The organism is Streptomyces populi (assembly GCF_002911015.1).
GTDB lineage: Bacteria > Actinomycetota > Actinomycetes > Streptomycetales > Streptomycetaceae > Streptomyces > Streptomyces populi.
In genome coordinates this window covers 22420-48832 of sequence record NZ_KZ626853.1, presented here as the reverse complement: position 1 = coordinate 48832, position 26413 = coordinate 22420, and the positions used below count along the sequence as shown (strand labels likewise).

At 72.6% G+C, this 26413-nt stretch carries 24 protein-coding genes, 1 tRNA gene and 1 riboswitch; of the genes, 5 read left to right on the top strand and 20 right to left on the bottom strand.

Features of this window, described 5'->3' with window-relative positions; all coding sequences use genetic code 11:
• Positions 1-51: 51 nt before the first annotated feature.
• The 14 genes from CW362_RS10215 to CW362_RS10150 form a co-directional block, all read right to left on the bottom strand.
• Positions 52-125: transfer RNA gene (locus CW362_RS10215), tRNA-Pro, on the bottom strand.
• 57 nt (positions 126-182) lie between these two features.
• Complete coding sequence (locus CW362_RS10210) at positions 183-1769, bottom strand: MFS transporter (RefSeq protein ID WP_240657740.1); 1587 nt, start codon at positions 1767-1769, stop codon at positions 183-185.
• 134 nt (positions 1770-1903) lie between these two features.
• Positions 1904-2263, bottom strand: a complete 360-nt coding sequence (locus CW362_RS10205; RefSeq protein ID WP_162684029.1) for an MmcQ/YjbR family DNA-binding protein — start codon at positions 2261-2263, stop codon at positions 1904-1906.
• Positions 2264-2407: 144 nt separating this feature from the next.
• Positions 2408-3709 (bottom strand): MFS transporter, encoded by a 1302-nt coding sequence (locus CW362_RS10200; RefSeq protein WP_206300919.1) that lies wholly within the window; start codon positions 3707-3709, stop codon positions 2408-2410.
• On the bottom strand, positions 3706-4371 hold the full coding sequence (locus CW362_RS10195; protein ID WP_103549126.1) for an ArsR/SmtB family transcription factor: 666 nt from the start codon (positions 4369-4371) through the stop codon (positions 3706-3708). The genes CW362_RS10200 and CW362_RS10195 overlap by 4 nt, the downstream gene beginning before the upstream one ends.
• A gap of 123 nt (positions 4372-4494) precedes the next feature.
• A complete protein-coding gene (locus CW362_RS10190; protein WP_103549069.1) occupies positions 4495-5400 on the bottom strand; it encodes a LysR family transcriptional regulator in 906 nt (301 codons plus the stop codon).
• 80 nt (positions 5401-5480) lie between these two features.
• Positions 5481-6674, bottom strand: a complete 1194-nt coding sequence (locus CW362_RS10185; RefSeq protein ID WP_103549125.1) for a glycine C-acetyltransferase — start codon at positions 6672-6674, stop codon at positions 5481-5483.
• An 18-nt stretch (positions 6675-6692) separates the two neighbouring features.
• Positions 6693-7721 carry an L-threonine 3-dehydrogenase gene (tdh, locus tag CW362_RS10180; protein WP_103549068.1) on the bottom strand — a complete coding sequence of 343 codons (1029 nt, stop codon included), beginning with the start codon at positions 7719-7721 and terminating at the stop codon, positions 6693-6695.
• Positions 7722-8100: 379 nt separating this feature from the next.
• Positions 8101-8685, bottom strand: coding sequence for a GAF domain-containing protein (locus CW362_RS10175; protein ID WP_103549067.1), 585 nt, complete (start codon positions 8683-8685; stop codon positions 8101-8103).
• Positions 8682-9281, bottom strand: a complete 600-nt coding sequence (locus tag CW362_RS10170) for a GTP-binding protein (RefSeq protein WP_103549066.1) — start codon at positions 9279-9281, stop codon at positions 8682-8684. Before CW362_RS10170 ends, CW362_RS10175 begins: the two co-directional genes overlap by 4 nt.
• Entirely contained in the window at positions 9259-9636 is a 378-nt protein-coding gene (locus CW362_RS10165; protein WP_103549065.1) for a DUF742 domain-containing protein, read from the bottom strand. The genes CW362_RS10170 and CW362_RS10165 overlap by 23 nt, the downstream gene beginning before the upstream one ends.
• Positions 9633-10067, bottom strand: coding sequence for a roadblock/LC7 domain-containing protein (locus tag CW362_RS10160; protein WP_103549064.1), 435 nt, complete (start codon positions 10065-10067; stop codon positions 9633-9635). Before CW362_RS10160 ends, CW362_RS10165 begins: the two co-directional genes overlap by 4 nt.
• A 62-nt stretch (positions 10068-10129) precedes the next feature.
• Positions 10130-12214 carry a sensor histidine kinase gene (locus CW362_RS10155; RefSeq protein WP_103549063.1) on the bottom strand — a complete coding sequence of 695 codons (2085 nt, stop codon included), beginning with the start codon at positions 12212-12214 and terminating at the stop codon, positions 10130-10132.
• 348 nt (positions 12215-12562) lie between these two features.
• A complete protein-coding gene (locus CW362_RS10150) occupies positions 12563-13780 on the bottom strand; it encodes an MBL fold metallo-hydrolase (protein ID WP_103549062.1) in 1218 nt (405 codons plus the stop codon).
• Between the two features lie 505 nt (positions 13781-14285).
• On the opposite strand from CW362_RS10150, the gene CW362_RS10145 reads away from it, so the two are divergent.
• The 4 genes from CW362_RS10145 to CW362_RS10130 all read left to right on the top strand — a co-directional run bounded on the left by CW362_RS10145 (position 14286) and on the right by CW362_RS10130 (position 18386).
• Positions 14286-15905: a 5-guanidino-2-oxopentanoate decarboxylase gene (locus CW362_RS10145; protein ID WP_103549061.1), complete on the top strand. Its 1620-nt coding sequence runs from the start codon at positions 14286-14288 to the stop codon at positions 15903-15905.
• On the top strand, positions 15902-17083 hold the full coding sequence (locus CW362_RS10140; RefSeq protein ID WP_103549060.1) for a glutamate dehydrogenase: 1182 nt from the start codon (positions 15902-15904) through the stop codon (positions 17081-17083). The genes CW362_RS10145 and CW362_RS10140 overlap by 4 nt, the downstream gene beginning before the upstream one ends.
• A 153-nt stretch (positions 17084-17236) precedes the next feature.
• Complete coding sequence (locus CW362_RS10135; protein ID WP_103549059.1) at positions 17237-17656, top strand: hypothetical protein; 420 nt, start codon at positions 17237-17239, stop codon at positions 17654-17656.
• Between the two features lie 109 nt (positions 17657-17765).
• Positions 17766-18386, top strand: a complete 621-nt coding sequence (locus CW362_RS10130) for a TetR/AcrR family transcriptional regulator (RefSeq protein ID WP_103549058.1) — start codon at positions 17766-17768, stop codon at positions 18384-18386.
• Positions 18387-18543: 157 nt separating this feature from the next.
• Here the strand turns inward: CW362_RS10130 and CW362_RS10125 are convergent, their stop codons facing one another.
• Together CW362_RS10125 and CW362_RS10120 are read right to left on the bottom strand one after the other, a co-directional pair.
• Positions 18544-19329, bottom strand: coding sequence for an SGNH/GDSL hydrolase family protein (locus tag CW362_RS10125; protein WP_103549057.1), 786 nt, complete (start codon positions 19327-19329; stop codon positions 18544-18546).
• A 271-nt stretch (positions 19330-19600) separates the two neighbouring features.
• Complete coding sequence (locus CW362_RS10120; protein WP_103549056.1) at positions 19601-20530, bottom strand: M23 family metallopeptidase; 930 nt, start codon at positions 20528-20530, stop codon at positions 19601-19603.
• Positions 20531-20534: 4 nt separating this feature from the next.
• A riboswitch (cyclic di-AMP (ydaO/yuaA leader) is annotated at positions 20535-20692 on the bottom strand.
• Between the two features lie 642 nt (positions 20693-21334).
• On the opposite strand from CW362_RS10120, the gene CW362_RS10115 reads away from it, so the two are divergent.
• Entirely contained in the window at positions 21335-22132 is a 798-nt protein-coding gene (locus tag CW362_RS10115) for a tyrosine-protein phosphatase (protein WP_103549055.1), read from the top strand.
• A 21-nt stretch (positions 22133-22153) separates the two neighbouring features.
• On the opposite strand, the gene CW362_RS10110 is transcribed toward CW362_RS10115, so the two are convergent.
• From CW362_RS10110 to dxs, 4 genes are all read right to left on the bottom strand, one after another.
• A complete protein-coding gene (locus tag CW362_RS10110) occupies positions 22154-22270 on the bottom strand; it encodes a DUF6126 family protein (RefSeq protein WP_037618597.1) in 117 nt (38 codons plus the stop codon).
• 26 nt (positions 22271-22296) lie between these two features.
• Positions 22297-22935, bottom strand: coding sequence for a helix-turn-helix domain-containing protein (locus CW362_RS10105; RefSeq protein ID WP_103549054.1), 639 nt, complete (start codon positions 22933-22935; stop codon positions 22297-22299).
• 121 nt (positions 22936-23056) lie between these two features.
• The gene (locus tag CW362_RS10100; RefSeq protein WP_103549053.1) at positions 23057-24457 is read right to left on the bottom strand and encodes an aspartate aminotransferase family protein; all 1401 of its coding nucleotides are present in this window, start codon (positions 24455-24457) and stop codon (positions 23057-23059) included.
• Positions 24454-26406 carry a 1-deoxy-D-xylulose-5-phosphate synthase gene (gene dxs / locus CW362_RS10095; RefSeq protein ID WP_103549052.1) on the bottom strand — a complete coding sequence of 651 codons (1953 nt, stop codon included), beginning with the start codon at positions 26404-26406 and terminating at the stop codon, positions 24454-24456. The genes CW362_RS10100 and dxs overlap by 4 nt, the downstream gene beginning before the upstream one ends.
• Between the last annotated feature and the right edge of the window lie 7 nt (positions 26407-26413).

The following is a 26413-nucleotide window of genomic DNA, read 5'->3' as shown; positions in this document are numbered from 1 at the left end:
CTCTCGGATGAGAGGACGGCCTCGGACCTGCGACTACGGAGAAGACTCCAGTCGGGACGACAGGATTTGAACCTGCGACCCCTTGACCCCCAGTCAAGTGCGCTACCAAGCTGCGCCACGTCCCGGTGCCCGTCTGACCTGGGGTTTCCCCTGGCTGGACGCGCACGGAAACAATACCGCACTCACACCGGTGGTCGCGCACCCGTTTTACGCGGCCCGGGCGGCCGACGGGCCCGTCCGAGCGGTGCGCCGGCGGTGTTCCGCGACAGGGGCGCGGGGCCGTCGGCCCGCACCAGGTCGCGTACCGCGGGCACCGAGAGCAGGGCCCCGGAGACGACGAGGGACATGACCCCGGCCACGAGGAGGACGTTGTCGGCGCCGAGGGCCGAGGCGGCGGGCCCCGCGAGCGCCTGGCCGACGGGCATCATCGTCAGGGAGCCCGCGACGTCGTAGGCGTGGATGCGGTTGAGGACGTCGGGCGCGACCTGCGTCTGCACGCTGGTCGCCCACATCACGCCCCAGAACGACGTGCCCGCTCCGGCGATCACCGCGGCCGCCGACACGGCGGCCACGCCGAGCCCCGCGCCCACGGACGCGGGGAAGCAGGCGAAGGCCACCAGGGCGACGGAACCGGCGCGCAGCATGCGACGCGGACGCAGGCGCAGCGCGGCGAGCCCGCCGACGACCGTGCCCGCGCCGAGGGCGGAGTTGACCAGGCCGTAGGCGCGCGGGCCGTGCTGCTGCACCACCTCGGTCGCGACCAGGGGGACGGTCGGGCCCCAGACGGAGATCATGTAGACGCACCAGATCACGATGACAGCCCACAGCCACGTGCGGGACCTGAACTCCCGCCACCCTTCGACGAGGTCGGCCCTGAAGCCGCCGCCGTGGTTCCGGCTTCCCGGGGCGGCCGGGGGCAGGCGGAGCAGCAGGAGGCACAGGGCGCTCAGCGCGAAGGTGCCGGCGTGGGCCACGAAGACCCCTCCGGCGGAGGCGAACGCGACCAGCAGTCCCGCCAGGGCGGGGCCGGCGAGCTGGGCGGCGGACTCGGCGATCCGGATGGCGCCGTTGGCCCCCTGTATGTCGGAGGCCAGACGCGGCACGGTGCTGGCGACGCCGGGCTGGAAGACGGCACCGGCCACGCCGTTGACCGCGCCGATCACGCAGATCTGCCAGAGGACCACGTGGCCGGCGAAGAAGAGGGCGGCGGCGATCGACTGGGCCACGAGCCGCACGAGGTCGGCGCCGATCATCAGCCTCCGGGTGCTGAACCGGTCGGCGATCACTCCGCCGAAGACGACCAGTCCGGCGAAGGGGGCGGCCGACGCGGCCATGGCGAGGCCGACGGCCCCGACTCCGTACCCGTACCGCAGCAGTCCCGCGGCGAGAGCCACCGGCAGCATGGTCTCGCCGAGCCGGGCGAGGGCGCGCGCGACGAAGAACAGGGCGAAGTCCCGCGACCAGACGGGCCGGGGCGCCCGCTCGGCGACGGGGCCCGGGCGGGCGGGGTCCGGGCCCGGCGGCCCGCCGCGGCGCGCGGCCGGGGTGCCCCCGGCGAAGCCGCCGTCCGCGACCCGGCCCCCGCCGCCCGCGGCACACTCGTCCGCCGGGTCGTCGCGTTCGTGGCCCTCGCGGCCGGAGCGGCCCCGTCCGTGCCCGCCGCCCGCCGGACCGCCGCCCGCGGCGCACTCGTCCGTCGTGGGGCTCCCGGCCGTACGGTCCGACGGTTCTCCGTCCGGTGGCTGCTCGTCCGACGACGTCACGGTCATCCCGTTCGTGCCCCTCCCCTGTCCCGGCGGCTCCCCCACGAAGCCGCCCGCTCCGCGCCTCGCTCCCCGTTCCCGGATCACTGCGGATCCGGGTCCGGATCATGCCACGGGGCGCCGGCGGCTCAGGAGGTGTTTCAGTCGGCGGACGGCGGGCCCAACTCGGGGTGGGCGTCGATGAGTCGGGGCGGGGCCGCCTGGCGCCAGGAGTCGGCGAGGATGGCGCGCAGTTCGTCGTCGTCCTCCAGGGCGGCGAGCCGGGCCCTGACCCAGGCGAAACCCGCCTCGTGGCCCGCGATCCAGAACTTCTCCGGTTCGGCCAGGACCAGTTCGTCGCGCTCCTCCTTCGGGCACCGCACGGCGATGGAGGTCTCCTCCTCGGGCAGCGTGGCGAACATCTTTCCCGCGACCCGGAAGGTGGGCATGCTCCAGGCGGTCTTCTCCGTCGTGTCCGGCAGGGAAAGGGCGATACGGCGTACGTCTTCGGCATCCGGCATGAGACGCACGGTAGCCAACGGCACTGACATCGACGCGGCGAAGCACGACGTCACGGGGCCGCGTACGGCACCCGGACCGGCGTGCGGACCACCGGATCGCCCGTCCCGTCCCGGAGCCGCGTCGTCCCGGGCGGACGGGGACCGTCAGGCAGGTCCCGGGACCCGCCCGCCCGGGCGGTCCATCTCGCGCCACTCCGGCCGCAGCCCGGTCAGGTTCGTGGTGAGGAAGTACACGGCCCCGCCGGCGAGGAGCACCGGAGCGAGTCCGGCGGAGGCCACCGCCGCCCCGGCGACCAGTCCGCCGAGCGGGATACCGGCCCAGGCCAGCGAGTCGCCGAGGGCGTTGACCCGGCCCAGCATCCGGCGCGGCACCCGCTCGAAGAGGACGGCCCCCAGCACCGGGTTCAGGAAGCCCGCACCGAACCCGCCCACGGCGAACACGGCCGGCACCGCCCACATCGGCGCGTCGCAGGCGAGGACCAGGAATCTCGGCGCCCCGGCCAGCAGGAACCCGGAGAAGAACACCGCACGGCGCCGCAGCCGGTGGGCGGCCACCGCGGCGATCAGGCTCCCCGCGACCGCCGCCGCTCCGAAGGCACTGCCCATCAGACCGATCGCGGTCGGTCCGTTGCCGGACTCCCTGGCCCAGACGGGCATGAGCACCGTGCCGAACCCGGCGTCCAGCAGGTTGGTGACCGCGATCATGACGATGACGGTCAGCAGCAGCGGTTCGCCGCGCAGGAAGGTGAATCCCTCGCCGAACCGTCGCCAGTACCCCGGCTCCGTCTCCCCGGCCGGCAAGGGGGCTTCCCCGACCGCACGCCCCGTCCCGCGGGGCAGCACCACCGCGACGATCACCGATCCGAGGGCGAAGCAGCCCGCGTCGACGACGAGTCCCGTCAGGGGGCCGAGCAGCGCGACCAGGGCGCCGCCGGCCGCCGGGCCGATGGTGGAGGCGAGCCGTTCGGTCACGCCGCACAGGCCGGTGGCCCGCTCCAGCGGCACCGAGCCGCGCTCGGCGGCTTCCGGGACCATCACCTCCTTGGCCAGGTCGCCGGGACCGCGGGCCGCGCCGATCAGCGCGACCAGGGCCGACAGGAGCGGAAAGGAGAGCAGGTCCAGGGCGTGGAGCAGCGGGATCAGGGCCGCGGCGGTCGCGCTCGCCAGATCGGTGGTCCAGGAGACGGCCCGCGGCCCGATCCGGTCCACCAGGGGCCCGGTGAACGCTTTGACCACCACGTAGGGGGCCATCTCGCAGAACGCGATCAGTCCGGTCCGGGTGGCGCTGCCGGTCGTGACCAGCACGAACCAGGGCAGCGCGACGGCCGAGATCCGCGTACCGGTCTGCGACACGGCGACGGCCGCCAGGACCCCGCCCAGCGGCCGCACGGACCGCTTGCCGGGTATGCCGTCGCCGTCCGGGACGGGCGGCCCGTCGCCCCTCACGACGGCTCCGTCCCTGTCGCCCCACCGGGACCGGAACGGGCGTCCGGCGGGGCGGGCGTGTCCGGTTCGGGCAGGAGGTGCGTGATGACGGCGACCCGCTCGGCTCCCCGGGGGGCCGTCGCCGCCGCCTCGGGCGTGTCCCTGCGATAGCGGGAGAGGACCGCCCTGAGCTCCTGGCCCAGCGCGGTGGCCTCCTCGGGTGTGAGGCGCAGGGGCAGGTCGCTCATGTCGAAGCAGTCCCGCCAGGCGCGGGGCATCGTCTGCAACTCGTTGACCGCCCGTTGCACGCGAAGGGTGTAGGCCGCCACGACGGACTGCAGGTAGGCGAGCGCGGCCTCGGGCTCCCGGTCGGCCAGCTCCGGGGCGTCGAGCTCCGTGATCTGGTGCACCGAACGCCACCAGCGCTCCCGCGCGTTGCCGCGTTCCGCGTCCTCCTCGACGAAGCCCGCGGCGCCGAGCTGGCGCAGGTGGTAGCTGGCCGTACCGGAGTTCACGCCGAGCCGCTCCGCGAGACGGGTCGCGGTCGACGGGCCGTACCTCCGCAGCAGGCTCACCAGTTGCACCCGTACCGGATGCGCCAGGGCGCGCAGCCCCTTGGCGTCCAGTACGACCGCGTCCACTCCGGTTTCGGGGCCGTCCGGCCCCGTGCTCGCGTCAGTCATGTTCCGCACCATAGACCGCGAAGAGTTCTTCGCAAAGACTTGTTCGCGAAGAACTCTTTGCGGTTCTGGGGCCGCGGGGTGCCGTCGCTCCCGCCGGCACGCCGGACGGGGGAACGGGAGGGCTCAGACGACCGCGGCCGCTCGCGTCAGCGCGTCCAGGACGGGCCGGATCAGCGGATGGTTCTCGGCGCCGCGGCGTACCGCGGCGAAGACCCGGCGGGTGGGGGCGACGCCGTCCACGGGGCGCACGACCACGCCCGTGAACTCCATGCCGCGCAGCGCCGACCGGGGGACGAGGGCGACGCCCGCGTCCGCGGAGGCGAGGGCAACGACGGCGCGGAAGTCGTCCGAGGAGTGCTCGAGACGCGGCTGGAATCCGGCGTTCTCGCAGGCCAGGACGACCACGTCGTGACAGGGGTTGCCCGGGTACGGGCCGATCCACGGGTCCTTGGCCAGTTCGGCGAGGGGGACCTCATCGGCGTCGGCCAGCCGGTGGGTGACGGGCACGACCGCGTCGAAGGGCTCGGCGTAGAGCGGGACGTGCGTCAGGCGCGGATCGTCCGCGTCCGGGGCGCCCCGGTACTCGACGGCGACCGCGACGTCGACCTGCCGGTCGAGCACCATCGGGAGGCTGGCGTCCCCCTCGGCGTCCTGGACGCGGACGAGGATGCCGGGCGAGGTGTCGGCGAGGCGGGCCAGGGCGGGGGCCACCACCAGGCCGATGCCGGTCGCGAAGGAGGCCACGGTGACCGTACCGGCGGAACCCGAGCTGTACGCCGCCAACTCGGCCTCCGCACGCTCCAGTTGGGCCAGGACGGCATGAGTGTGGCCGAGCAGGATCTCACCGGCGGGCGTCAGCCGTACGCCCTTGGCGCCGCGCTCGACGAGCCGGTGGCCCGTCTCCTGCTCCAGGGCGGTCAGCTGCTGCGAGACCGCCGATGGCGTGAGGTAGAGCGCGGCGGCCGCCGCCGTCACCGTGCGGTGGTCGGCCACCGCACGGAGGATGTGGAGCCGCCGCGCTTCGATCATGCGACCGATTCTCTCAGGTCACACGCGCTTTCCGGCCATCCGGCCGGTGTGCGCCCCCGTCGCGAGGGGCGCGTCCGCCGTCAGGCGGCGAGTTCCGCCCGCGCCGTCACGAAGGCGTCCACGGCCCGGTTCACGTCCTCGGTGGAGTGCCCCGCGGACAGCTGGACCCGGATGCGGGCCTGCCCCTGCGGGACGACCGGGTACGAGAAGCCGATCACGTACACGCCACGCTCCAGGAGCAGCTCCGCCATGCGGCCGGCGACGGAGGCGTCACCGATCATGACGGGGGCGATGGCGTGGTCGCCGGGGAGGACGTCGAAGCCCTCCTCGGTCATCCGGGAGCGGAACAGCGCCGTGTTCTCCCGCAGCCGCACCCGCAGGTCGTCGGCGGACTCCAGCAGGTCGAGGACCTTCAGGGAGGCCGCGGCGATCACCGGGGCGAGCGTGTTCGAGAAGAGGTACGGACGGGAGCGCTGGCGCAGCAGGGCCACGATCTCGGCGCGGGCCGCGACATAACCGCCGGAGGCTCCGCCGAGGGCCTTGCCGAGGGTGCCGGTGATGATGTCGACGCGGTCCATGACCCCGTGCAGTTCGGGGGTGCCGCGGCCACCGGGGCCGACGAAGCCCACGGCGTGCGAGTCGTCGACCATGACCATCGCGTCGTAACGCTCGGCGAGGTCGCAGATCTCCTGGAGCGGGGCGACGTAGCCGTCCATCGAGAACACGCCGTCGGTGACGATCAGACGGCGGCGCGCGCCGGAGGCCTCCTTGAGCTGGGCCTCCAGGTCGGCCATGTCCCGGTTGGCGTACCGGAAGCGGCGCGCCTTGGACAGCCGGATGCCGTCGATGATCGAGGCGTGGTTGAGGGCGTCGGAGATGACCGCGTCCTCGGCGCCGAGGAGGGTCTCGAAGACACCGCCGTTGGCGTCGAAGCAGGAGGAGTAGAGGATCGTGTCCTCCTGGCCGAGGAACGCGGACAGGCGCGCCTCCAGCTCCTTGTGCACCTCCTGCGTACCGCAGATGAAGCGCACGGAGGCCATGCCGTAGCCCCAGCGGTCGAGCGCCGCGTGGGCGGCGGCGACGACCTCGGGGTGGTCGGCGAGACCGAGGTAGTTGTTCGCGCAGAAGTTGAGGACCTCACCGGGGCGGCCGCCCGCGGTGACGTTCACGGTCGCGGACTGCGGGGTGCCGATGACCCGCTCGGGCTTGTGCAGCCCGGCGGCGCGGATCTCGTCGAGGGTGGTGCGCAGGTCGTCACGGACGGAGTCGAACATCATCAGTTCCTTAAGTCCTCAGAGGGTCCAGTCGAGAATGACCTTGCCGCCGCGGCCGCCGGCCGCGTCGTCGAACGCCGCCTCGTAGTCCCGGAACCCGTAGCGGCCGGTGATCACGGGCATGAGGTCGAGGCCGCTCTCCAGGAGGACCGACATCGCGTACCAGGTCTCGAACATCTCACGGCCGTAGATGCCCTTGATCGTGATCATCGAGGTCACGATCCGGGCCCAGTCGACCGGGAACTCCTGGGACGGCAGACCCAGCATCGCGATCCGCCCGCCGTGGGTCATGTTGGCGATCATGTCGCGCATCGCCTCGGGGCGGCCGGACATCTCCAGACCGATGTCGAAGCCCTCGCGCAGGCCGAGCTTCCGCTGTCCGTCGGCGATCGTCGAGCCCGCGACGTTGAGGGCGAGGCTGACACCGATCTTGCGGGCCAGCTCCAGGCGCTCCTCGCTGACGTCGGTGATGACGACGTTGCGGGCACCCGCGTGACGGGCCACGGCGGCGGCCATCAGGCCGATCGGGCCGGCGCCCGTGATCAGGACGTCCTCGCCTACCAGCGGGAAGGACAGCGCGGTGTGGACGGCGTTGCCGAACGGGTCGAAGATCGCGGCGACGTCGAGGTCGACCGGGACGCGGTGCACCCACACGTTGGAGGCGGGCAGCACGACGTACTCGGCGAACGCGCCGTCACGGCCGACGCCGAGGCCGACGGTGGCCCGGCAGAGGTGACGGCGTCCGGCGAGACAGTTGCGGCACTTGCCGCAGACCAGGTGGCCCTCGCCGCTGACACGGTCGCCGACGTTGATGTCGGCGACGTCGCGGCCGGTCTCGACGACCTCGCCGACGAACTCGTGGCCGAGCACGAGGGGCGTCTTGATGGTCTGCTGCGCCCAGCCGTCCCAGTTGCGGATGTGCAGGTCGGTGCCGCAGATCCCGGTCCTGAGGACCTTGATCAGCACGTCGCCGGGTCCGGCCTCGGGCTCCGGGACGTCCTTGAGCCAGAGTCCGGGCTCCGCCTTCTCCTTGACCAGCGCCTTCACTCGTACGGCTCCTGTGCGTGCGGCCCGGGAGCGGGCACGCCGAAGCGGACCCGTACCGGGGAGAGGGGTGAATTCACCCAGGAATCTGCCGTACGACGGTGCCCTGGGTCCATCGAGGATTTCTTAAGCGCGGCCCCAGCTTTCCTTCACGCCCGCGTCCCCCGCTCCGTCCGGGGCAGGTCGCCGGGTCGGCGGGGCGGCCGGGCGGGACGGAGGGGTGAGAGGTGAGGAGGGGCGGTGGCATCAGGTACGGCTACGCGGACATGCGTGACCCCCGTTCCACGGGGGCTCGTCGCACACCTCAAGGATGGATCCCGGCATAAGTCAAAGGATGGGTCCCGGGCGGCCGACAAGTCCGCACCCGCGCCCCGGCGCGTCGTCAGATCCCGTGGACCTCTTCCCGCCGTTCGAGCTGCCCCGCCAGCTCGGCCGCCATCGCCTTGATGGTCTCCAGGCCCGCCCTTCCCCACGGGCGCGGCCGGACGTCCACGACGCAGATCGTGCCGAGGGCGATGCCGCTGCGGTCGAGCAGGGGGGCGCCGAGGTAGGAACGGACGCCGAACCCGTCGACGACCGGGTTCCCGGCGAAGCGCGGGTAGTCGCGGACGTCCTCCAGGACGAGCGCCTTGCGGCGCACCACCACGTGCGGGCAGAAACCGTGGTCCCGGGCCATGTAACGGCTCGGCTCGAGCTCGTTCCCGGCCGTGCCGGCCATGGGACCGGTGCCCCTGGCACCGCCGTCCGGGGTGTGCAGACCCGCGAAGAACTGCTGTCGCTCGTCGATGAAGTTGACCATCGAGTACGGCGCCGAGGCGACGTGCGCGAGGCGGTCCGCGAAGGCGTCGAGGGCGGGCTCGGAGCGCTCCCCGAGACCCAGCCCGCGCAGCCGCCGCACCCGGGCCGGAGCGTCCTTGTCCTGGGGTGTCAGCAGCAGACGACCGGCCGGCCGCGGCTCGTGACTCATGTACGGGCTCCATGACTCGGGGAGTGGGCGGGCGCGTGGGCGAGGAGGTGACGGACCAGGGTGAGCAGGGTCTGCACCCCCGAGCTGGAGATCCGGGCGTCGCAGCACACGACGGGGATCCGGGGGTCGAGGTCGATGGCCGCCCGCACCTCGGCCGGGTCGTAGCGGTACGAGCCGTCGAACTCGTTGACCGCGACGATGAACGCGAGACCGCGCTGTTCGAAGAAGTCGACGGCCGCGAAGCAGTCCTCCAGGCGCCGCGTGTCGGCGAGGATCACCGCGCCGAGCGCGCCGTCGGAGAGCTCGTCCCACATGAACCAGAACCGCTCCTGCCCGGGTGTGCCGAACAGGTAGAGCACGTGTTCCGCGTCCAGGGTTATGCGGCCGAAGTCCATCGCCACGGTCGTCTCGACCTTGTTCTCGATCCCGTCGAGCCTGTCGGTCGAGGCGCTGACCGTGGTCAGCAGTTCCTCCGTGCTGAGCGGCGCGATCTCGCTCACCGCGCCGACGAACGTCGTCTTGCCGACGCCGAACCCTCCCGCCACCAGGATCTTCAGCGCGGTGGGGAAGGGGTCAGAGCTGCCGTCGTAATCCATCGAGCACTGCCTCCAGAAGGGATCGGTCAGTGGGGTTGTGGTGGAACCGAGGGGGCTTCGTGGTCAGCGCCCCGCAGTCGACGAGGTCCGACAGCAGCACCTTGGTGACCGCCGCCGGCAGCTTCAGATGGGCGGCGACCTCCGCGACGGAGACGGGCACCCGGCAGCGTTCGAGCGCCTGGCCGTGTTCGGGGCCGAGGTGACCGAGGGGTGTGGCTCCCGTGGCCATGACCTGGGAGATGAGGTCGAGCGTGGTGCTCGGCCGGGTCCGGCCGCCGCTGACGGTGTAGGGGCGCACCAGGCGTCCCGCCGCGTCGTCGAGCCAGGGCCCGTCGCCGGCCGCGGCCCCCTTCAAGACCTCATCGCCGGCGGTTCGGCGGCGTGCTGCCGGGGCGGGGTGACCAGGTAGGGCCGGACGCTCTTGACCAGCATCGCCATCTCGTAGCCGAGGACGGCCGCGTCCGCCTCGCGGCCCGCGAGCACGGCGAGACAGGTGCCGGAGCCCGCCGTGGAGACGAACAGCAGGGTCGAGTCGAGTTCGACCACGACCTGGCGCACCTCGCCGCCGTCCCCGAAACGCACGCCCGCGCTGCGCCCGAGGGCGTAGAGGCCGCAGGCGAGCGCCGCCATGTGGTCGGCGCTGTCCGGGTCGAGGCCGTGGACCGCCTTCACGAGCCCGTCGCTGGAGAGCAGCACCGCGCTCGTGGTGTGGGGTACGCGCTGGACCAGGCCGCTCATCAGCCAGTCGAGATCGGACACGTGGCCGGTCGGCGCATCGCTCGCCATGGGGGATCGACTCCTTGAGGTACGAAGGTCTGCGGGAGCGGTGGGGAGGGGGGTGGAGGTCGTCATCCGGCGGGTGTGCTCCCGTCGTGCCGGACGGTGTGGTCGGGGCCGGGGCCGGGCGCGGGGTCGTGGACCCCCTGGGGTGCCTGCGCGTGTGCCGGGCGGGCCGCGTCCGGGCGGGCCGCCGGTGTGCCGTCTCCCTGGGGGACGTCCAGGAGGCCGCCGACGGAGATGCCCGCGGGCAGTTCCCCGCGGACCCGGGCCGTGCCGTCGCCACGGGGCGCCTCCAGCCGTGCCCGGTCCGGGAACGAGGCCGGGGCGGCCTGCCCGGCCGTCGCCGACGGGCCCCGGGGCGGCTCCGGGCGCTCCCGGCCCCCCGGCTCCGCGTGGGCGGCCTCCGCGAGCCCGATCCCGCGCTGGAACGCCGCCATGAGACCCGGGTCGTGCCCGACGAGGTGCTCCGGGTCCGGGCGGGGCGCCTGTCCTTCGCGCAGTTGCGGGACGATGTGCTCCTGGGCGCGCCGCTTGGGCAGGTTGGGCTTGCCCATGGTGCCGCGCACCACACCGGCGCGCGGTGCGGGCGGCATGGCCGTGTTCTCGGCGGCGGCGAACCGGTCCTCAGGGCGGATCCCGGGTACGGCCTCGGCCGGGTTGGGCCGCTCGGCGTGGGCGCCGCGCACCGGGAGCGGCGTGGCGTCGCCGTGCCCCCCGGCCGACGTGCCCGGCGCGACAAGCGGAGGCGTCCGCGTCCCCCGCGTCCGCTCGGGCACCGGCTCACGCGGCGACTGCCGGGGCACGGGGGCCGTCGGACGGCCACCGGGAAACACCGGGACCTGCGCCGACGGCGGCCGCGTGGCCCCGGGGCCGAGGGCCGGCCGGTGACCGGCGTCCGTGCCGTGCTGCGGCGCCTGCGTCGCGCCGCCGTCCTCGACGGGATCCGGCCGTGAGCCCAACAGCCCCTGCGGGACCACGAGTACGGCCTGGACCCCGCCGTAGATGTTGCTCTGGAGCCGTACGTGGATGCCGTGCCGACGGGCGAGCTGCGAGACCACGAACAGGCCGATGCGCCCGTCCTGGAGCAGACCGGCGACGTTGACCTGGTCCGGGTCGGCGAGCAGGGCGTTCATCCGGTCCTGTTCGGCCGCCTGCATGCCGAGTCCCCGGTCCTCCACCTCGATGGCCAGTCCCGAGGTGACGTGGTCGACGCGCAGCAGCACCTGGGTGTGCGGGGCGGAGAACAAGGTGGCGTTCTCGACGAGTTCGGCGAGCAGGTGGATGACGTCGGCGACCGCGTGACCGCGCAGGGTGCCCTCGGTCGGGGGCACCAGCTTGACCCGTGAGTACTGCTCGACCTCGGCGATCGCGGAGCGCAGCACCTCGGTCATGGAGACGGGGTTGCTCCACTGGCGGCGCGAGACGGCGCCGCCGAGCACGGCCAGGTTCTCGGCGTGGCGTCTGATGCGGGTGGCCAGGTGGTCGACGTGGAAGAGGCCCTTGAGGAGGTCCGGGTCCTCGATCTCGTTCTCCAGGTCGTCGAGGATGGAGATCTCGCGGTGCACGAGGGACTGAAGCCGTCGGGCCAGGTTGACGAAGACCTCGACCTTCTGTTCGCTGCCCGCCTGGCTGGAGAGCTGCGAGGCCTGCACGACGGCCGCGACGGCGCCGTCGTGGGCGCGGGAGAGGTCGGCGGCGAGCAGTTCGAAGTCGTCGGCGTCCGCGGGAAGGCGGCGGCGCGTCCTGCGCGCGGGCGGGTCCTCGCCGCGGCGCAGCCCCTCGACGACGGCGAGCAGATCGGTCTCGGTGCGGGCGCTCGTACGGCGCAGGGCTCCTATGCGTTCCCGTACGGACGTGGCGGCGCGGTCGGCGGCGACGGCGGCGATCAGGATGCCGGCCAGGGCCACGCCCGCCGCCCCGGCGAGGACGGCCCACAGGACGGGGCCGGGCCGGGCGCCGGTGGAGCGGACGGTGAACAGTACGGCGGCGCACGCGCTGAGGGCCACGGCGGTCGGCGGCAGGACCGCGAGGCGCAGCAGCTGTGGCCGCAGATGCGTCTCGGGGGGTGCGAGGGTGGCGCGGGGGGCCGGCCGACCGTGCCGCCCGCCCTCACGGCGGTCTGCGCGTGCGGCCGGTGCGCGGAGGTGAGACATCTGCGTCCTCGTACTGGATGCGTCGGGGGCACGGAGCTCCCGCGGGTCTGCGCGACTCGGGCGTGTGCCATCGCGGTGCCGGTCGAGAGAGCCGAAAAAAACGGCCCTGCGTCGCCCGTCGGCAACTGACAGTAGTCGCCAACGCATCATGTGCGGTGGGCTGTTGACAAACTCCCCCAGGTGGCGTCCCGCTCTGGTATGAGGCGTCGCACGACTGACCGATAACACCGCCGGGCGCGCGTTCACGCCAGGCTCCGGATCCGATCGGAGCTGGTCAGAAGTGGTCACAGGCAAACAGCGAGGGCCGGAGAGCGTTTCGCTCTCCGGCCCTCGCCAGGGATCGGCGGATCAGCCCGCGGGCACCGCCTCGGGCTCTCCGGTGTCCTCCGTCGAGCCGTCGGCGATGTCACCCGGCGTGTCGGCGACGGCCTCCTCGAAGGTCGGCCAGCCGCCCTTCGGCGCACGGGCCGCACCACGCCACCAGGGCTCGGAGGGAACGGTCTCGGCCGTGGGTTCGAAGGGCTCACCGGGGCGGGGCAGCGCGACGCGCGCGCCCACCGCGCGGGCGGCGGCCAGCGTGCCCTCGCCCGGGTCGGCCCAGGCGTGGGTGGAGAGGTTGAACGTCCCCCAGTGGATCGGCAGCATCACCCCGGCGGGCCGCCCGCCCTGGAGGTCCAGGTGGGAGCGCATCCCCTCCTGGGGCGTCATGTGGATGTCGGGCCAGAAGTCACTGTACGCACCGATCTGGATCATCGTGGCGTCGAACGGTCCGTGGGCGGCACCGATCTCCTTGAAGCCCTGGAAGTAGCCGGTGTCACCGCTGTGGTAGACGCGGTGCTCGTCGCCCTCGGCGACCCAGGAGGCCCAGAGGGTGTGCTGGGTGTTGCGCAGACCGCGCCCGCAGAAGTGGCGTGCCGGTGTCGCCGTCAGGGTGATCCCGCCGACCCGGGTCGACTCGTTCCAGTCCAGCTCGCGGATGCGGCCGGCCGAGATGCCCCAGTGCTCCAGATGGGCTCCGACGCCGAGCGGCACGGCGAACACCGTGTCCGTTCCGCCCAGCGCCTTGATCGTGGGCATGTCGAGGTGGTCGTAGTGGTCGTGCGAGATCACCACGACGTCGACCGGGCCGAGCGCGGCCAGCGGCAGGGGCACCGGGTGCAGGCGCCTGGGGCCGGCGAAGGCGAACGGGGAGCAGCGCTCGCCCCAGACCGGGTCGAACAGCACACGGTGGCCGTCGATCTCGGCGAGGACGCTGGAGTGCCCCATCCAGGTGAGCCGCAGTCCGGTCGCGGCGGGCCTGGCCAGGTCGGCGAGTGTCGTCGCGTGCACCGGCACGGTCCCGGCCGGGGAGCGGTGGGCGCGCTCCTCCCTGCGGAAGTAGACCTTGGCGAACTCCACCATCGAGCCGTCGGGGCGGGTACGGGCGGTCTCCGGGTTCTGGAAGACTCCGTCCGCGAAGTTCGGCGAGTTGCGGATGCGCCGCATGCGCGCACCGGCCGGATCCGCGCCGAAGGCGGCGGGCCGCAGCGCGCGGAGCCCGGAGCTCAGGGTACGGAAACCGGTCACGGATACCTCCAGATGGAGTCGGTCAGGCTTTCATTATGGTCGTCGCCCCCGGCAACACCGGGGCGCCCGGTCACGGCACGACGTCCGCGGCCCGGGCCCGTAACCACTCAACCCCGCCGCACCCCCGCTTCTTCCGCGCCGGGCGGGCTCCTCCGGGCGCCACCGCGCCCCGCACCCCCGGCGACCGCCGACGGGTCGTCCCGGGACGGCCGTCCTCCGGGTGCGGGCCGGTCCCGCGGGCCGGGTCCGGCCCGTCGCACCCGGCCGCCCCGGCGCCTCCGACGACGGTCGATCCGGTGCGTTGACATGACCCGGCACTCATTCCGATACTGACTCATGATTCAGTAGTCAGGTATTCGTCCCGGCGGCCCGGCGGCCGTACCGGCCCGTCCACGTCTGGAGACACCGTGTCCGACCTCCCTGCCGAACCGGCACCGGCACCGGCACCGGCACCGGCCGAGGGCGTCTCGGGCACCGTGCGGCGCGCCGTCACGCGGAGCCTGTGATGGGCGAGACGCTCACCGGCGGCGAGGCCCTCGTCCGCGCGCTGTCCGGACACGCCGTGACCCGGGTCTTCGGCATCCCCGGTACGCACAACCTGGAGATCTACCGCCACCTGTCCGCGTACGGCATCCGGCACGTCCTGACGCGCCACGAACAGGGCGCCGGGTACGCCGCCGACGGCTACGCGCGCGTGACCGGACGCCCGGGTGTCGTGATCACCACGACCGGACCCGCCCTGCTGAACGCGGCGGCCGCCGTCGGCCAGGCCTACTCGGACAGCGTGCCGCTGCTCGTCGTCTCCCCCGGCACGCCCCTGCGCCACCCACGGCTCGCCACCGGCCTGCTGCACGAGACGCGCAGTCAGACCGAGGCCCTGCGGGGCGTGGCCGCGTTCAGCCACCGCGTGTCCTCGGTCGCCGAGATCGACGCGGCGGTGGCACGCGCCTTCACCCTCTTCCGCACCGGCCGGCCGCGGCCCGCGCACATCGAGGTCCCGCTCGATCTGCTGGAGGCCGTCGAGGAGACCGGCCCCGTCCGCGTCGCCCCTCCCGTCGCTCCCCCCGCCCCGGCCACCCCCGCCCTGGAGCGGGCCGCCGAGGCGCTGCTCGAGGCGCGCCGTCCGGCACTCGTGCTCGGCGGCGGAGCGCGCGGCGCGGCCGCCCCGGCCTTGGCCCTCGCCGAGGAACTGGGCGCTCCCGTCCTCACCACGGCCAACGGCAAGGGGATCGTCCCGGAGACCCATCCGCTGGCCCTCGGCGTGTCGCTGCACAGTCCCCCGGTCCGGAACTGGCTCGCGGACTGCGACACCGTGCTCGCCGTGGGCACCGAACTCGCCGAGTCCGACTTCTGGTCCGCGCCGCCCGCCCTGAACGGCACGCTGGTCCGCGTGGACCTGGACCCGGACCAGATGTACGCGGGCCTCGCCGCGGACGTCGCCGTCGTCGGTGACGCGCGGCTCTCCCTGACGGCCCTGCTCGCCGCGGTACGGGAGCCCGGCGGCACACCCCGGCACGCGCGCGTGCCCGGCGAGGACCCCGTCCGGCGCGCCGGAGCGCTGCGGGCCGCGCGGAACGCCGGGACCGCCGAGCGCGACGCCCGCTGGATCCCGTACCTGCGGGCGATCCGTTCCGTCCTCCCCGAGGACGCCGTGATCACCTCGGACAGCGCCCGGTGCTGCTACTACGGGGCGCTTCCCCACCTCCCGCTCGGACCCGCGGGCCGCTATCTTCATCCGACCGGCTACGGCACGCTCGGCTACGCTCTGCCCGCGGCGATCGGAGCCAAGGCGGCGTGCCCCGGCCGCGAGGTGGTGGCGCTCAGCGGGGACGGCGGCCTCCAGTTCACCGTGCAGGAACTGGCGACCGCGGCACAGCTCCGCCTCCCGCTGCCCGTCGTGGTCTTCGACAACGGCGGCTACGGGGAGATCCGCGACGAGATGGCGGCCCGGGGCGACACGCCCATGGCCGTCGACCTCGCTCCGGTCGACCTGCCCGCCCTGGCCCGCGCCTACGGAGGACAGGGCACGCACGCGTACGGCCCGGACGAGCTGAGCGCCGCGCTCGCCGAGGCACTGCGCACCCCCGGCCCCACCCTGATCGCCGTCCCCGAGGAGACCCCATGACCGCCGCCCCTCTGATGACGCTCACCTGGACGGACCACGTCACCGGCCGTCCGGGGTTCCTCGTCGTCGACCGGCTCGTACGGGGCGTCTCCAGCGGCGGTCTGCGGATGCGGCCCGGCTGCACGCTGGAGGAGGTCGCCGGGCTCGCCCGCGGCATGACCATGAAGGAAGCCCTGCACTACAACCCGGAGGGCCGGTACGTCCCGCTGGGCGGCGCCAAGGGCGGGATCGACTGTGACCCCCAGGACCCGGACGCGTACGGCCTGCTGGTGCGCTACCTGCGCGCCATGCGTCCCTACATCGAGTCCTTCTGGACCACCGGCGAGGACCTCGGGCTCAGCCAGGACCTGGTCGACCGGGCCGCCGAGGAGGCCGGCCTCGTCTCCTCCATCCAGGCCGTGTACCCGCTGCTCGACGACGAGGCGGCGGCCCGGAAACGGCTCGCGGACGCCTTCGCGGTCGAGGTGGACGGCATCGGCCTCGACGAGCTGGTCGGCGGCTGCGGGGTCGCCGAGTCGGTGCTCGCCGCCCTGGACCGGGCCGGGACGCCGTACGCGGGAACGCGTGTCTCCGTGCAGGGGCTCGGCACCATGGGCGGGGCCACCGCGCGCTTCCTCGCGCGCGCGGGACTCAGGATCGTGGCCGTCGCCGACGTCAAGGGAACCGTCGTGAACCCGGACGGCCTCGACGTCGAGGCGCTGCTCGCGGCACGGGACGCGTACGGAACGGTCGACCGCGCGGTGCTGCGCCCGGCCGACCGCGAACTCCCCGGTGACGCCTGGCTGTCCGTCGACGCGGAGGTGCTGGTGCCCGCCGCGGTCTCGTACGCGATCGACACGGCGAACCAGCGGGAGATCAAGGCCCGTTGGATCGTCGAGGCGGCCAACATGCCCGTCCTGGAGGACGCGGAACGGCTGCTCGCGGCACGCGGGGTCACCGTCCTGCCGGACGTCGTGGTCAACTCCGGTACGAACGCCTGGTGGTGGTGGACCCTGTTCGGCGACATCGGCGCCGACGCGGACGAGGCGTTCGCCCACACCCGGCGCTCCATGCGCGCCCTGATCGACCGGACGCTCGCGCGCGCGGAGGCCGACGGGACGACCCCGCGGGCCGCCGCCCACGCCATCGTCACCGACCGGCTGCCGGTCATCGCGGAGCGGTTCGGCTGGTACCGCTGAGGGGCGGGGTCACCGGGCGTCCGCTCCGGGAGGGGAACCGCGCGGGGTACGGCGATTCCCCGGCGGGAATTGAGGAGCGGGCCGGGCCGGAGCAGAGTCGGTGACGTCACAGGAACCGCGCGAGAGCGCGCACCGACCCGCACGAGGAGCATCATGTCCGCCATCGACGCGCAGGACCTGATCGAGCACTACATCGGCGTCTGGAACGAACCCGACCCCGCGGTCCGCCGCGAGACCGTGCGGGAGCTGTGGGCCGAGGACGGCGTGCATCTCCTGCGTCCCCCGCAGGAGATGCACGACAGGGCGGTGTCCCTCGGCTTCGGCACCGCCGTGCTGGAGGCCCGGGGGCACGCCGAGCTGCACGCGCGCGTGACGCGTGCCTACGAGGAGTTCGTGGCGCCCGGGACGTACGTCTTCAGGATCCGGGAGTCCGCCCGCAGGCTGGACGACGTGATCACGTTCCGCTGGGAGTCCTTCCACACCGGGGAGGGGCGGGTCACGGGCGGTGGGCTGGAGTTCCTCGTCCTGGACGGGGAGGGCCGCATCAAGGCCGACTACCAGTTCGTCGACTGACGGCGGGCGGGGCCGTCCTCGCCGGGGGCGGACCGGACGGGCCCTGGACGCCGGGAAAGACGTCGGCCGTCACCGGGCCTCCCCCGAAAGGGCTGTGTAGGGTTGCCGCGTGGCGAGAGTCCGGTTGAGCGTGGCGGAGCGGCGCGAGGAGTTGCTGCGGGCCGCCGTCGAACAGATCGAGGCGCGGGGCGTGGCGGCGGTGAGGATCGCCGACGTGGCCTCGGCCCTCGGCGTGAGCAACGCGCTGGTGCTGTACCACTTCTCGACGAAGGAGAAGCTGGTCGCCGCCGCGTTCACCTACGCCGCCGAGGACGACCTCGCCCATCTGCGCAAGCTGCTGGGCCGCCGCACCACGGCGCTGCGGCGCCTTCGGGCCGCCGTGCGCTGGTACGCCCCGACGGGGCAGGCGAAGGGCTGGCGCCTGTGGATCGAGGGCTGGGCGGTCGCCCTGCGCGAGCCCGCGCTGCGCGAGGTCACCCGTGATCTCGACCGGCAGTGGAAGGCCGCGATGACCGAGGTGATCGCGGAGGGGGTGGCCGCCGACGAGTTCCGCTGCCCGGACCCGGCGGGTGCGGTCCTCAGGCTCACGGCGCTGCTGGACGGACTGGCCGTCCAGATGACGGCGTACTCCGGAGCGGTCTCGCGGGCGCGGACCCAGGAGTGGGTGGACGAGGCCCTCGCCCGCGAACTGGGGCTGGAGCGCGAGGCGTTGATGGCCGCGGTGCGCTAGGGACACGAGAGCGCGGGGGTACGGCGTCCGGCCCCCGCGCTCCGCTTCGTCCACTGTCGGTTCCGTGGACCGCCGCAAGAACGGTCGTCCCGGATCTCGCCGGAGCGACCAGCGCTCCCAGCACGACCGACCGGGCCGGTCCCGCCTCAGGGCACTCTCAGGCCACCGACTCGATGCGCAGCTTGATGTCGTCCGGCGAGAGGGCGCCCTTGGCCGAGATGTGATCGCCCGAGGACTCGCCGCGCAGCCGGCGTCCGATCCACGGAACCAGGTATTCGCGCGCCCACTGGATGTTGTCGCGGCGCACCTCCAGCGTGCCGCGCGGCGGGAGGGGCGGCCAGGGCTGGTCCGGGTCGGCGGGGACCTCGAGGCCGAGCACCTGTCCGGCACGGAGCGCCACCCGGGTGTGCCCCTCGGGCGAGAGGTGCAACCGGTCGCCGTCCCAGGCCCGGCGGTCCTGGACCGTCTTCAGCGACCAGAGGTCGAGCACGGGACAGCCGTAGCGGTCCGCGATGGCCCGCACGTGTCCGTTGTAGGTGGCGATCTTGCCGCGCAGATGCTTGAGCACGGGGACGCCACGGGTGTCGAAGCCGGTGGTCACCATGACGGTGCCGACGGCGGAGGTGAGGTCGGCGACCGCGCGCTCGAAGCGCTCCGCGACCTCGTCGGGATCGGTGCCGGGACGGATGATGTCGTTGCCACCGGCGCAGAACGAGACCAGGTCCGGGCCGAGTTCCTTGGCCCGCTGGAGCTGGGTCTCGACGATCTGGTCGAGCAGTTTGCCGCGCACCGCGAGATTGGTGTAGTCGAAATCGCCTTCGGGCCTGCGGTCCGCGAGAAGTACGGCGAACCGGTCGGCCCAGCCGACGAACGCCCCGTCGGGCCCAGGGTCGCCGACGCCCTCGGTGAAGCTGTCCCCCACCGCCACGTACGACCCGATCACTGATCTGTTGTCACTCTTCGAATCGTCTGCCACATCGAGCCATGATTCACCTTTCGATGTGAGCTACGCGACCGTAGGGAAGGGTTGACTGACGGTGAGATAAGCCACTCGCCAAGCATTGGTCAACTCTGGAATAAGGCTCGCATCAGGGATGTTGAGGCAGCGATCACCCAGAAACCCGCGCCACGGGACCACCGAAGGCCGGACCCGGGGGATCGCGGGGTCCGGCCTTCGGAGATCTTCCTGCCGTCAGGAGCAGGAGGAGCGGGGGTCAGCCCACCGCGACACCGTGCGAGCGCAGGTACGCGACCGGGTCGACGTCGGAGCCGTAGTCCGGCGTGGTGCGGATCTCGAAGTGCAGGTGCGGTCCGGTCACGTTGCCGGTCGCGCCGGAGAGACCTATCTGCTGCCCCTCGGTCACGGTCTGCCCGGCGGAGACGGACAGCGACGACATGTGGGCGTACTGGGAGTACTTGCCGTCGGCGTGCTGGATGACGACCTGGTTGCCGTAGGCGCCGCCCCAGCCCGCGGAGACGACGGTGCCCGCGGCGATGGACTTGAGCGTGGTGCCGGTCGGGATCACGAAGTCCACGCCCGTGTGGTAACCGCTGGACCACATGCTGCCCGCCACCTTGTAGCCGGTGCCGACGGAGCTGGCGGCGACCGGCAGAGTGTAGCCGGAAGAGCCGTTGGCGGAAGCGGAGTCGGACGCGGCCGTGTCGGTGGCCGGGGTCGCCTGAGCGGGCTTCGCCTCGGTGGTCGCCCGGTCGGGCTTCGCCGAGGTGGTCGCCTTGGCGGACGCGTGCGTGGCGGAGTGGGCGGCCGGGGCGGCCTTCCCGCCGAGCGACAGCTTCAGACCGGGGTGGATCAGCGACGGGTCCTCGCCGATGGCGGAGCGGTTGTCCGAGTAGATCTTCTTCCAGCCGCCGCTGACGTTCTGCTCGTCGGCGATCTTCGAGAGGTAGTCGCCGGACCTCACCGCGTAGGTCTTCGTCGTGGTGGCCGGGGCCGCCTTCTTGGCGGGGGCGGTGGCCGGGGCCTTCTCGACGTGGTGCGCGACGGCGGTCGCCTGGGTCGCGGCGTGGGCGCCCGTGGCTCCCATCAGGGGCAGCGCGAGTGCGGCGCCACCGGTTCCGGCCACGGCGATCGAGCGGCTGAAACGAGGGGACTTGGGACGGCGATGCTTACCCTTCGCGGGCATGGCGAATTCCTCTCCGGCGCCTGCGGGGTGAGCTGTCGGGTGCGGGCTGGAGATGCCCGGCCGCGCTGCTGCGCGGCTGTACCCCAAGCCTGTTCCGGGAACCGGACCAGGCACGGAACCTGTGGGTCCCCCGCTCCTGCCGTGTACGGGTGAGTGTGCGGATTCCGGGCGGCGGCAGGATTGGGCGTCCGTCCGGATTGAGGCAGAACGTAGGCGAGATGAGAGCGCGTCGACAACTATGTGCGGTTTCTGTGCGCTCGTCTTTCTTGATCCATGCGGAGATAACCGTCACCCTCCGTGGAACGAGGATCTTCCGGACATCTCAACTCGCCTGGAAACACCGGCACGTCGAGAAGCGAGGACGGCAACGCATCGTCACGAATATGACGCTCCTCACGCGACTCGCCCCAGGGCCCCTTATTCCAGGGCCAGTTGTAACGAAGGTGCTTATTCGGACAGAACAGTCAGATGCGACAGGGATGGATATCCGGCGCATTCGACTTTTCATGTGGAGCGACACCTGAAACGGCACCCCCCAATGCCCCATTTCCGCGTGATTCACCCACGACACCCACCTGACCCGGCTCCGCGATCGGGCACTCGGTCAACTCGAACGCAAATTCGATTACATGTGTCTCCGGAACGGTGTCACCAGGCGCGTCCCGTCCGAGGCCGGTGCCTGTGGACAACTCATTGCCCGAGGAACCCATGTCGTATCGTCGAGAGCGCGAGCCGGTACAACTGCCGACGAGCGGCGCCGACTCCAGCCCGGTGACGCCGACGGCCGAATGGGAGGAGCCCCCCGTGACGCAGCAGATCCCGTCGACCGAGCCCGAGCTCGGCGGAGTGCGCAACTTCCGCGACGTGGGCGGACTGCCCACCGTGGACGGCCGGCGCGTGCGCTACGGGCAGCTGTTCCGCAGTGGTCACCTCGCGCACGCCACGGAGGAGGACGCCGCGTTCCTCGCCTCCCTGGGACTCCACACGATCTTCGACTTCCGCAATGCGGCGGACCAGAAGCTGGAGGGCCCCGACGTCGAACTGCCGGGCGTGCGGAACGTGAACCTCCCGCTGAGCGACCCGGCGGACGGCAGCGAGTTCTGGAAGATGGTCCGCGACGGCGAGATCGACCAGCTTCGCGGGATCCTCGGCGACGGCAAGGCCGCGAACCGGATGATCAACTCCTACCGCAGGATCATCGAGGAGCGCACGGCCGAGCACTCCCAGGTGCTGCACGCCCTGGCCGACGACAGCGTGCCCGCGCTGATGCACTGCGCGGCGGGCAAGGACCGCGCCGGGCTGTCCATCGCGGTCACCCTGCTCGCCCTCGGCGTCGAGCGCGAGGCGATCGTGGCCGACTACCTGGAGTCGAACGCCACGCACCGCCGTTACAAGGTCCACCGCAACGGTTCCTCGTCCGGCGCCTACTCCCCCGAGGTGATGGAACTGCTCAGCCCGCTGTTCGACGCGCGCGCCGAGTACCTGACGGCCGCGTTCGAGACGATCGAGGCCACCTGGGGCGGCGTCGAGGCCTACCTGGAGCAGGGGCTGGGGCTGACGCCGGAGCTGCGGGAACGCCTGCGCGCGCGGCTCCTGGACTGAGCCGCGCGCCGGGGCCGGGCTCTACTGGTTCTGCGCGCCCAGCGTGAAGAGCAGGTAGATGAAGGCCGCGAAGAGGTGGCCGACGGCGACGTAGATGATCAGCCGCACCCACAGGGCGCGCGGGAACCTGTCCTCCATGGACCGGCGGGGCTGCGTGGGTTCGGTCATGACGTCTCTCCCGGGGTGGGGTGGCCCGTCGCCGTGCCGAGGCACAGCGCGGCGACGGGACTCTGCAACAGGGTGTGCACGAAGAGGAGCTCGGCTCCGCCGCGCTCGGCGGCGGCGATACGGTGCGGGGTCAGCGAGTCGAAATGGGCGCTGTCCCCCGGCGCGAGGACGTGCGCGGTGTCCCCGAGGCGCAGGCTGAGCCGCCCCTGGAGGACGTACAGCCACTCCTCGCCCGGATGGACACGCACGATGTCGCCCTGCGATCCGTACGGGACGCGCACGCGCAGCGCCTGCATCCCGCGGCCCGCGGAGCCCGCCTGCCAGTAGGTCCAGCCGCCCGCCGGGGCCGGCTCCATGTCGGCGGCCCGTACGATCGCGTCACGGTCGGGGACCGCCTCGCCGAGCAGTTCGGAGACCGTCGTACCGTAGACGCGGGCCAGCGTGAGCAGCATCGGCAGCGAGGGCTGGCGCTGCCCGGTCTCCAGACGGGAGAGGTGGGCGGGCGAGAGCCCGGCGGCGCGGGCGGCGGCCTCCAGCGTGAGGGAGGCGCTGCGGCGCAGGGCACGGAGCCGGGGCGCCACGGCGTGCAGCTCGGCGGACGGCTCGTCGGCCGCCCCCGGTTCGGCAGGGCTCATGGGACCATTGAGCCAAACAATTACCCCCGGGGCAATTTTCTTGCCCCGGAGGCAAAAGTCTCGGTGCGCACGGCACGTCCGACGGGGTCCGTCCTCCGCGGGCCACCGCCGCGCGCGGCTCTCAGCGGTTCGCCACCGCCTGCTTCACCAGCGTCTTCCCGAAGTCCCACATCAGCCCGCCGCCGTTGTGCGCATCCTCCATCACCGCGGTGAAGGCCTCCACGAACCGGTCGACGTCCCGCTCGTCGACGACCAGCGGCGGGATCAGCTTGATCACCTCCAGGTGGTCTCCGGAGACCTGGGTGAGGATCCGGTGCCGCTGGAGCAGCGGCACGACGACCATCTGCGCGAACAGACCCTTGCGCGCGGCCTGGAGCATGGTCCAGCGACTGCGCAGTTTGAGCGACGCGGGCCGGCCGAACTCGATGCCGATCATCAGACCCCGGCCGCGCACCTCGCTGAGCAGCTCGTACCGGTCGACCAGGGCCGTCAGCCTGGACTTCAGCAGTTCACCGGTGATCCGCGCGTGGGCGACGGTCTGCTCGTCCTCCATCACGGAGAGCACGGCGAGGCCCGCCGCCATGGCCTGCGCGTTGGAGCCGAAGCTCGCCGAGTGCACGAGCACGCGGTCCATGGAGGAGTAGACCTTCTTGAAGATCCAGTCCTTTCCGATGGTCGCGCCCACCGGGACGTAGCCGCCGGAGAGTGCCTTGGCCACGCACACCAGATCCGGTTCGACGCCGTCCTCGTGCTGGTAGGCGTAGAAGTCCCCGGTGCGGCCGAGACCGGTCTGCACCTCGTCCGCGATGAGCAGGGCCTTGTGCCGGTGCAGGAGTTCCTGGGCGGCGCGCAGATATCCGGGCGGGGACTCGTGGACGCCCTTGCCCTGGATCGGCTCCACGATGAGCGCGGCGACGTCGCCCTTCCTCAGCTCCCTCGCCAGGGCGTCGAGGTCGCCGAGCGGCACGGCCGTGTCGGGCAGCAGGGGGGCGAAGCCGTCGCGGAAGCCGTCCTCGCCGTTGACCGACAGGGAGCCGGTGGTCAGCCCGTGGAAGGCGTGCGAGCAGTACAGGACCCTCGGCCTGCCCGTGGCGTACCGGGCGAACTTCAGCGCGGTCTCGACCGCCTCCGTGCCGCTGTTGCCGAAGAACACCCGGTCCAGGTGCGGGCTGTGGGTGAGCAGCTTCTCGGCCAGCAGTCCGGGCAGCGGCTGGCAGTCGAAGCGGGTGAGGTCGGCGAGCGAGGCGTCGAGGACGTCGTGGAGCGCCTGCCGGACGACGGGGTGGTGGCGGCCGAGGCCCATCACCCCGAAGCCGGCGAGCATGTCGAGGTAGTCGTTGCCGTCCGCGTCCCAGAAGTGGGCGCCCTCGGCCCGCTCGTAGACCTTGTCGAAGCCGATGGTGTGCAGCATGCGCGGGAGCTGGTGGTTCAGGTACTTCGTGTGCAGCTCGTAGCGCTCGGCTCCGCGCTCGGCGAGGAGCGCGCCGAGGTCGAACTCGCCCTTCGGGGCAGGGTCGGTCATTCCTGTTTCTCCTTGGACGGCTCTTCCTCGGCCGGCCGGTCGGCGGCCCCTGACGGCTCGTGGTCGGCCTTGGCCCGCTCGTCCCGGACGGCCAGGGCGGCGCTGATCCGGCCGGCGATCTCCACGGGCGTGAGCCCGATGTCGGCGAGCACCTCGGACCGCTTGGCATGGGCGAGGAACTGCTCGGGGATGCCGAACCGCCGTACGGGCACGTCGACCTCGGCGTCCCCGAGGGCCAGCGCGACGGCGGCGCCGACGCCCGAGGCCCGGCTGTTGTCCTCGACGACGGCGACGAGCCGGTGCCCGGCGGCGAGGCGGGGCAGCTCCGGGTCGACGGGCTTGACCCACCGCGGGTCGACGACGGTGCAGCCGACGCCACGGGACTCCAGCAGGTCGGCGGCCTGGAGGCAGACCGGGGCCATCACGCCGACCGCGACGAGCAGGACCTCGGGGCGCTCGCCGCGGTGCAGGACGTCGAGCCCGCCGACCCGGTCCACCGCGGGGACCACCGGCCCGACCGACTCCTTGGGGAAGCGGATCAAGGTCGGCGCGTCGTCCACGGCGACCGCCTCCCGCAGCTGGGCCTTCAGCTGGTCGGCGTCGCGCGGCGCGGCGATCCTGAGGCCGGGCACGACCTGGAGGATCGACATGTCCCACATGCCGTTGTGCGAGGCGCCGTCGACCCCGGTGACCCCGGCCCGGTCGAGGACGAAGGTCACCCCGCAGCGGTGCAGGGCGACGTCCATGAGGAGCTGGTCGAAGGCGCGGTTGAGGAAGGTCGCGTACACCGCGACGACGGGATGCAGACCGCCGGTCGCGAGTCCGGCCGCGGAGACCGTGGCGTGCTGCTCGGCGATGCCGACGTCCCACACCCGGTCGGGGAATCTCTCGGCGAACTTCCCCAGCCCGACCGGATGCAGCATGGCCGCCGTGATGGCCACGACGTCCGCCCGCTCCTCGCCGATCCTGACGATCTCGTCGCCGAACACCGAGGTCCAGGAGGGCCCGTTGGAGGGTGTGAGGGGTTCGCAGGTGAGCGGGTTCATCACCCCGACGGTGTGGAAGTGGTCCTCCTCGTGCGCGATCGCCGGTTCGTAGCCGCGCCCCTTCTCCGTCAGACAGTGGATGAGCACCGGGCCGTGGAAGCGCTTGGCGCGGCGCAGCGCGGACTCCACCGCTCCGACGTCGTGCCCGTCGATCGGGCCCACGTACTTGAGCCCGAGGTCCTCGAACATGCCCTGCGGCGCGAAGGCGTCCTTGAAGCCCTTCTTCGCGCCGTGCAGCGACTCGTAGACGGTGTTGCCGACCAGGGGGGTGCGCAGCAGGACCTTCTTGCCCCAGGCGAGCACCTGCTCGTAGCTGTCGGTCGTCCGCAGGGTCGCGAGGTGGTTCGCGAGCCCGCCGATGGTGGGGGCGTACGAGCGTTCGTTGTCGTTGACGACGATGATCAGCGGCCGGTCCTTGGCCGCGGCGATGTTGTTCAGCGCCTCCCACGCCATGCCGCCGGTCAGCGCGCCGTCGCCGATGACCGCGACGACGTGGCCCTTCCCGCCCTGCACCTGCCGGGCCTTGGCGAGCCCGTCCGCCCAGCCGAGCGCCGTGGAGGCGTGGCTGTTCTCGATGACGTCGTGCTCGGACTCCTCGCGGGAGGGATAGCCGGACAGGCCGCCCTTGCCGCGCAGCTTGGAGAAGTCCTGACGTCCCGTCAGCATCTTGTGCACGTAGCTCTGATGGCCGGTGTCCCACAGGATGCGGTCGACCGGTGACTCGAAGACCCGGTGGAGGGCGATGGACAGCTCCACCACTCCCAGGTTGGGTCCGAGGTGGCCTCCGGTCCTGGCGACCGCGTGCACCAGGAACTCCCTCACCTCTTCGGCCAGTTCACCGATTTCCGCCTCGGACAGCGCCTTCAGGTCGCGTGGTCCCCGGATGTTCTCCAGAATCGTCACGTCGGGC

What these genes read in the sequence shown, in the direction of transcription:
- CW362_RS10145 (WP_103549061.1), top strand. Translation starts at nt 14,286, where the DNA reads ATGGGCGAGACGCTCACCGGCGGCGAGGCCCTCGTCCGCGCGCTGTCC.
- CW362_RS10205 (WP_162684029.1), bottom strand. Translation starts at nt 2,263, where the DNA reads ATGCCGGATGCCGAAGACGTACGCCGTATCGCCCTTTCCCTGCCGGAC.
- CW362_RS10160 (WP_103549064.1), bottom strand. Translation starts at nt 10,067, where the DNA reads ATGGCGAGCGATGCGCCGACCGGCCACGTGTCCGATCTCGACTGGCTG.
- CW362_RS10170 (WP_103549066.1), bottom strand. Translation starts at nt 9,281, where the DNA reads ATGGATTACGACGGCAGCTCTGACCCCTTCCCCACCGCGCTGAAGATC.
- CW362_RS10100 (WP_103549053.1), bottom strand. Translation starts at nt 24,457, where the DNA reads ATGACCGACCCTGCCCCGAAGGGCGAGTTCGACCTCGGCGCGCTCCTC.
- CW362_RS10210 (WP_240657740.1), bottom strand. Translation starts at nt 1,769, where the DNA reads ATGACCGTGACGTCGTCGGACGAGCAGCCACCGGACGGAGAACCGTCG.
- CW362_RS10155 (WP_103549063.1), bottom strand. Translation starts at nt 12,214, where the DNA reads ATGTCTCACCTCCGCGCACCGGCCGCACGCGCAGACCGCCGTGAGGGC.
- CW362_RS10140 (WP_103549060.1), top strand. Translation starts at nt 15,902, where the DNA reads ATGACCGCCGCCCCTCTGATGACGCTCACCTGGACGGACCACGTCACC.
- CW362_RS10175 (WP_103549067.1), bottom strand. Translation starts at nt 8,685, where the DNA reads ATGAGTCACGAGCCGCGGCCGGCCGGTCGTCTGCTGCTGACACCCCAG.
- CW362_RS10110 (WP_037618597.1), bottom strand. Translation starts at nt 22,270, where the DNA reads ATGGAGGACAGGTTCCCGCGCGCCCTGTGGGTGCGGCTGATCATCTAC.
- CW362_RS10105 (WP_103549054.1), bottom strand. Translation starts at nt 22,935, where the DNA reads ATGAGCCCTGCCGAACCGGGGGCGGCCGACGAGCCGTCCGCCGAGCTG.
- CW362_RS10120 (WP_103549056.1), bottom strand. Translation starts at nt 20,530, where the DNA reads ATGCCCGCGAAGGGTAAGCATCGCCGTCCCAAGTCCCCTCGTTTCAGC.
- CW362_RS10135 (WP_103549059.1), top strand. Translation starts at nt 17,237, where the DNA reads ATGTCCGCCATCGACGCGCAGGACCTGATCGAGCACTACATCGGCGTC.
- CW362_RS10185 (WP_103549125.1), bottom strand. Translation starts at nt 6,674, where the DNA reads ATGTTCGACTCCGTCCGTGACGACCTGCGCACCACCCTCGACGAGATC.
- CW362_RS10195 (WP_103549126.1), bottom strand. Translation starts at nt 4,371, where the DNA reads ATGACTGACGCGAGCACGGGGCCGGACGGCCCCGAAACCGGAGTGGAC.
- CW362_RS10190 (WP_103549069.1), bottom strand. Translation starts at nt 5,400, where the DNA reads ATGATCGAAGCGCGGCGGCTCCACATCCTCCGTGCGGTGGCCGACCAC.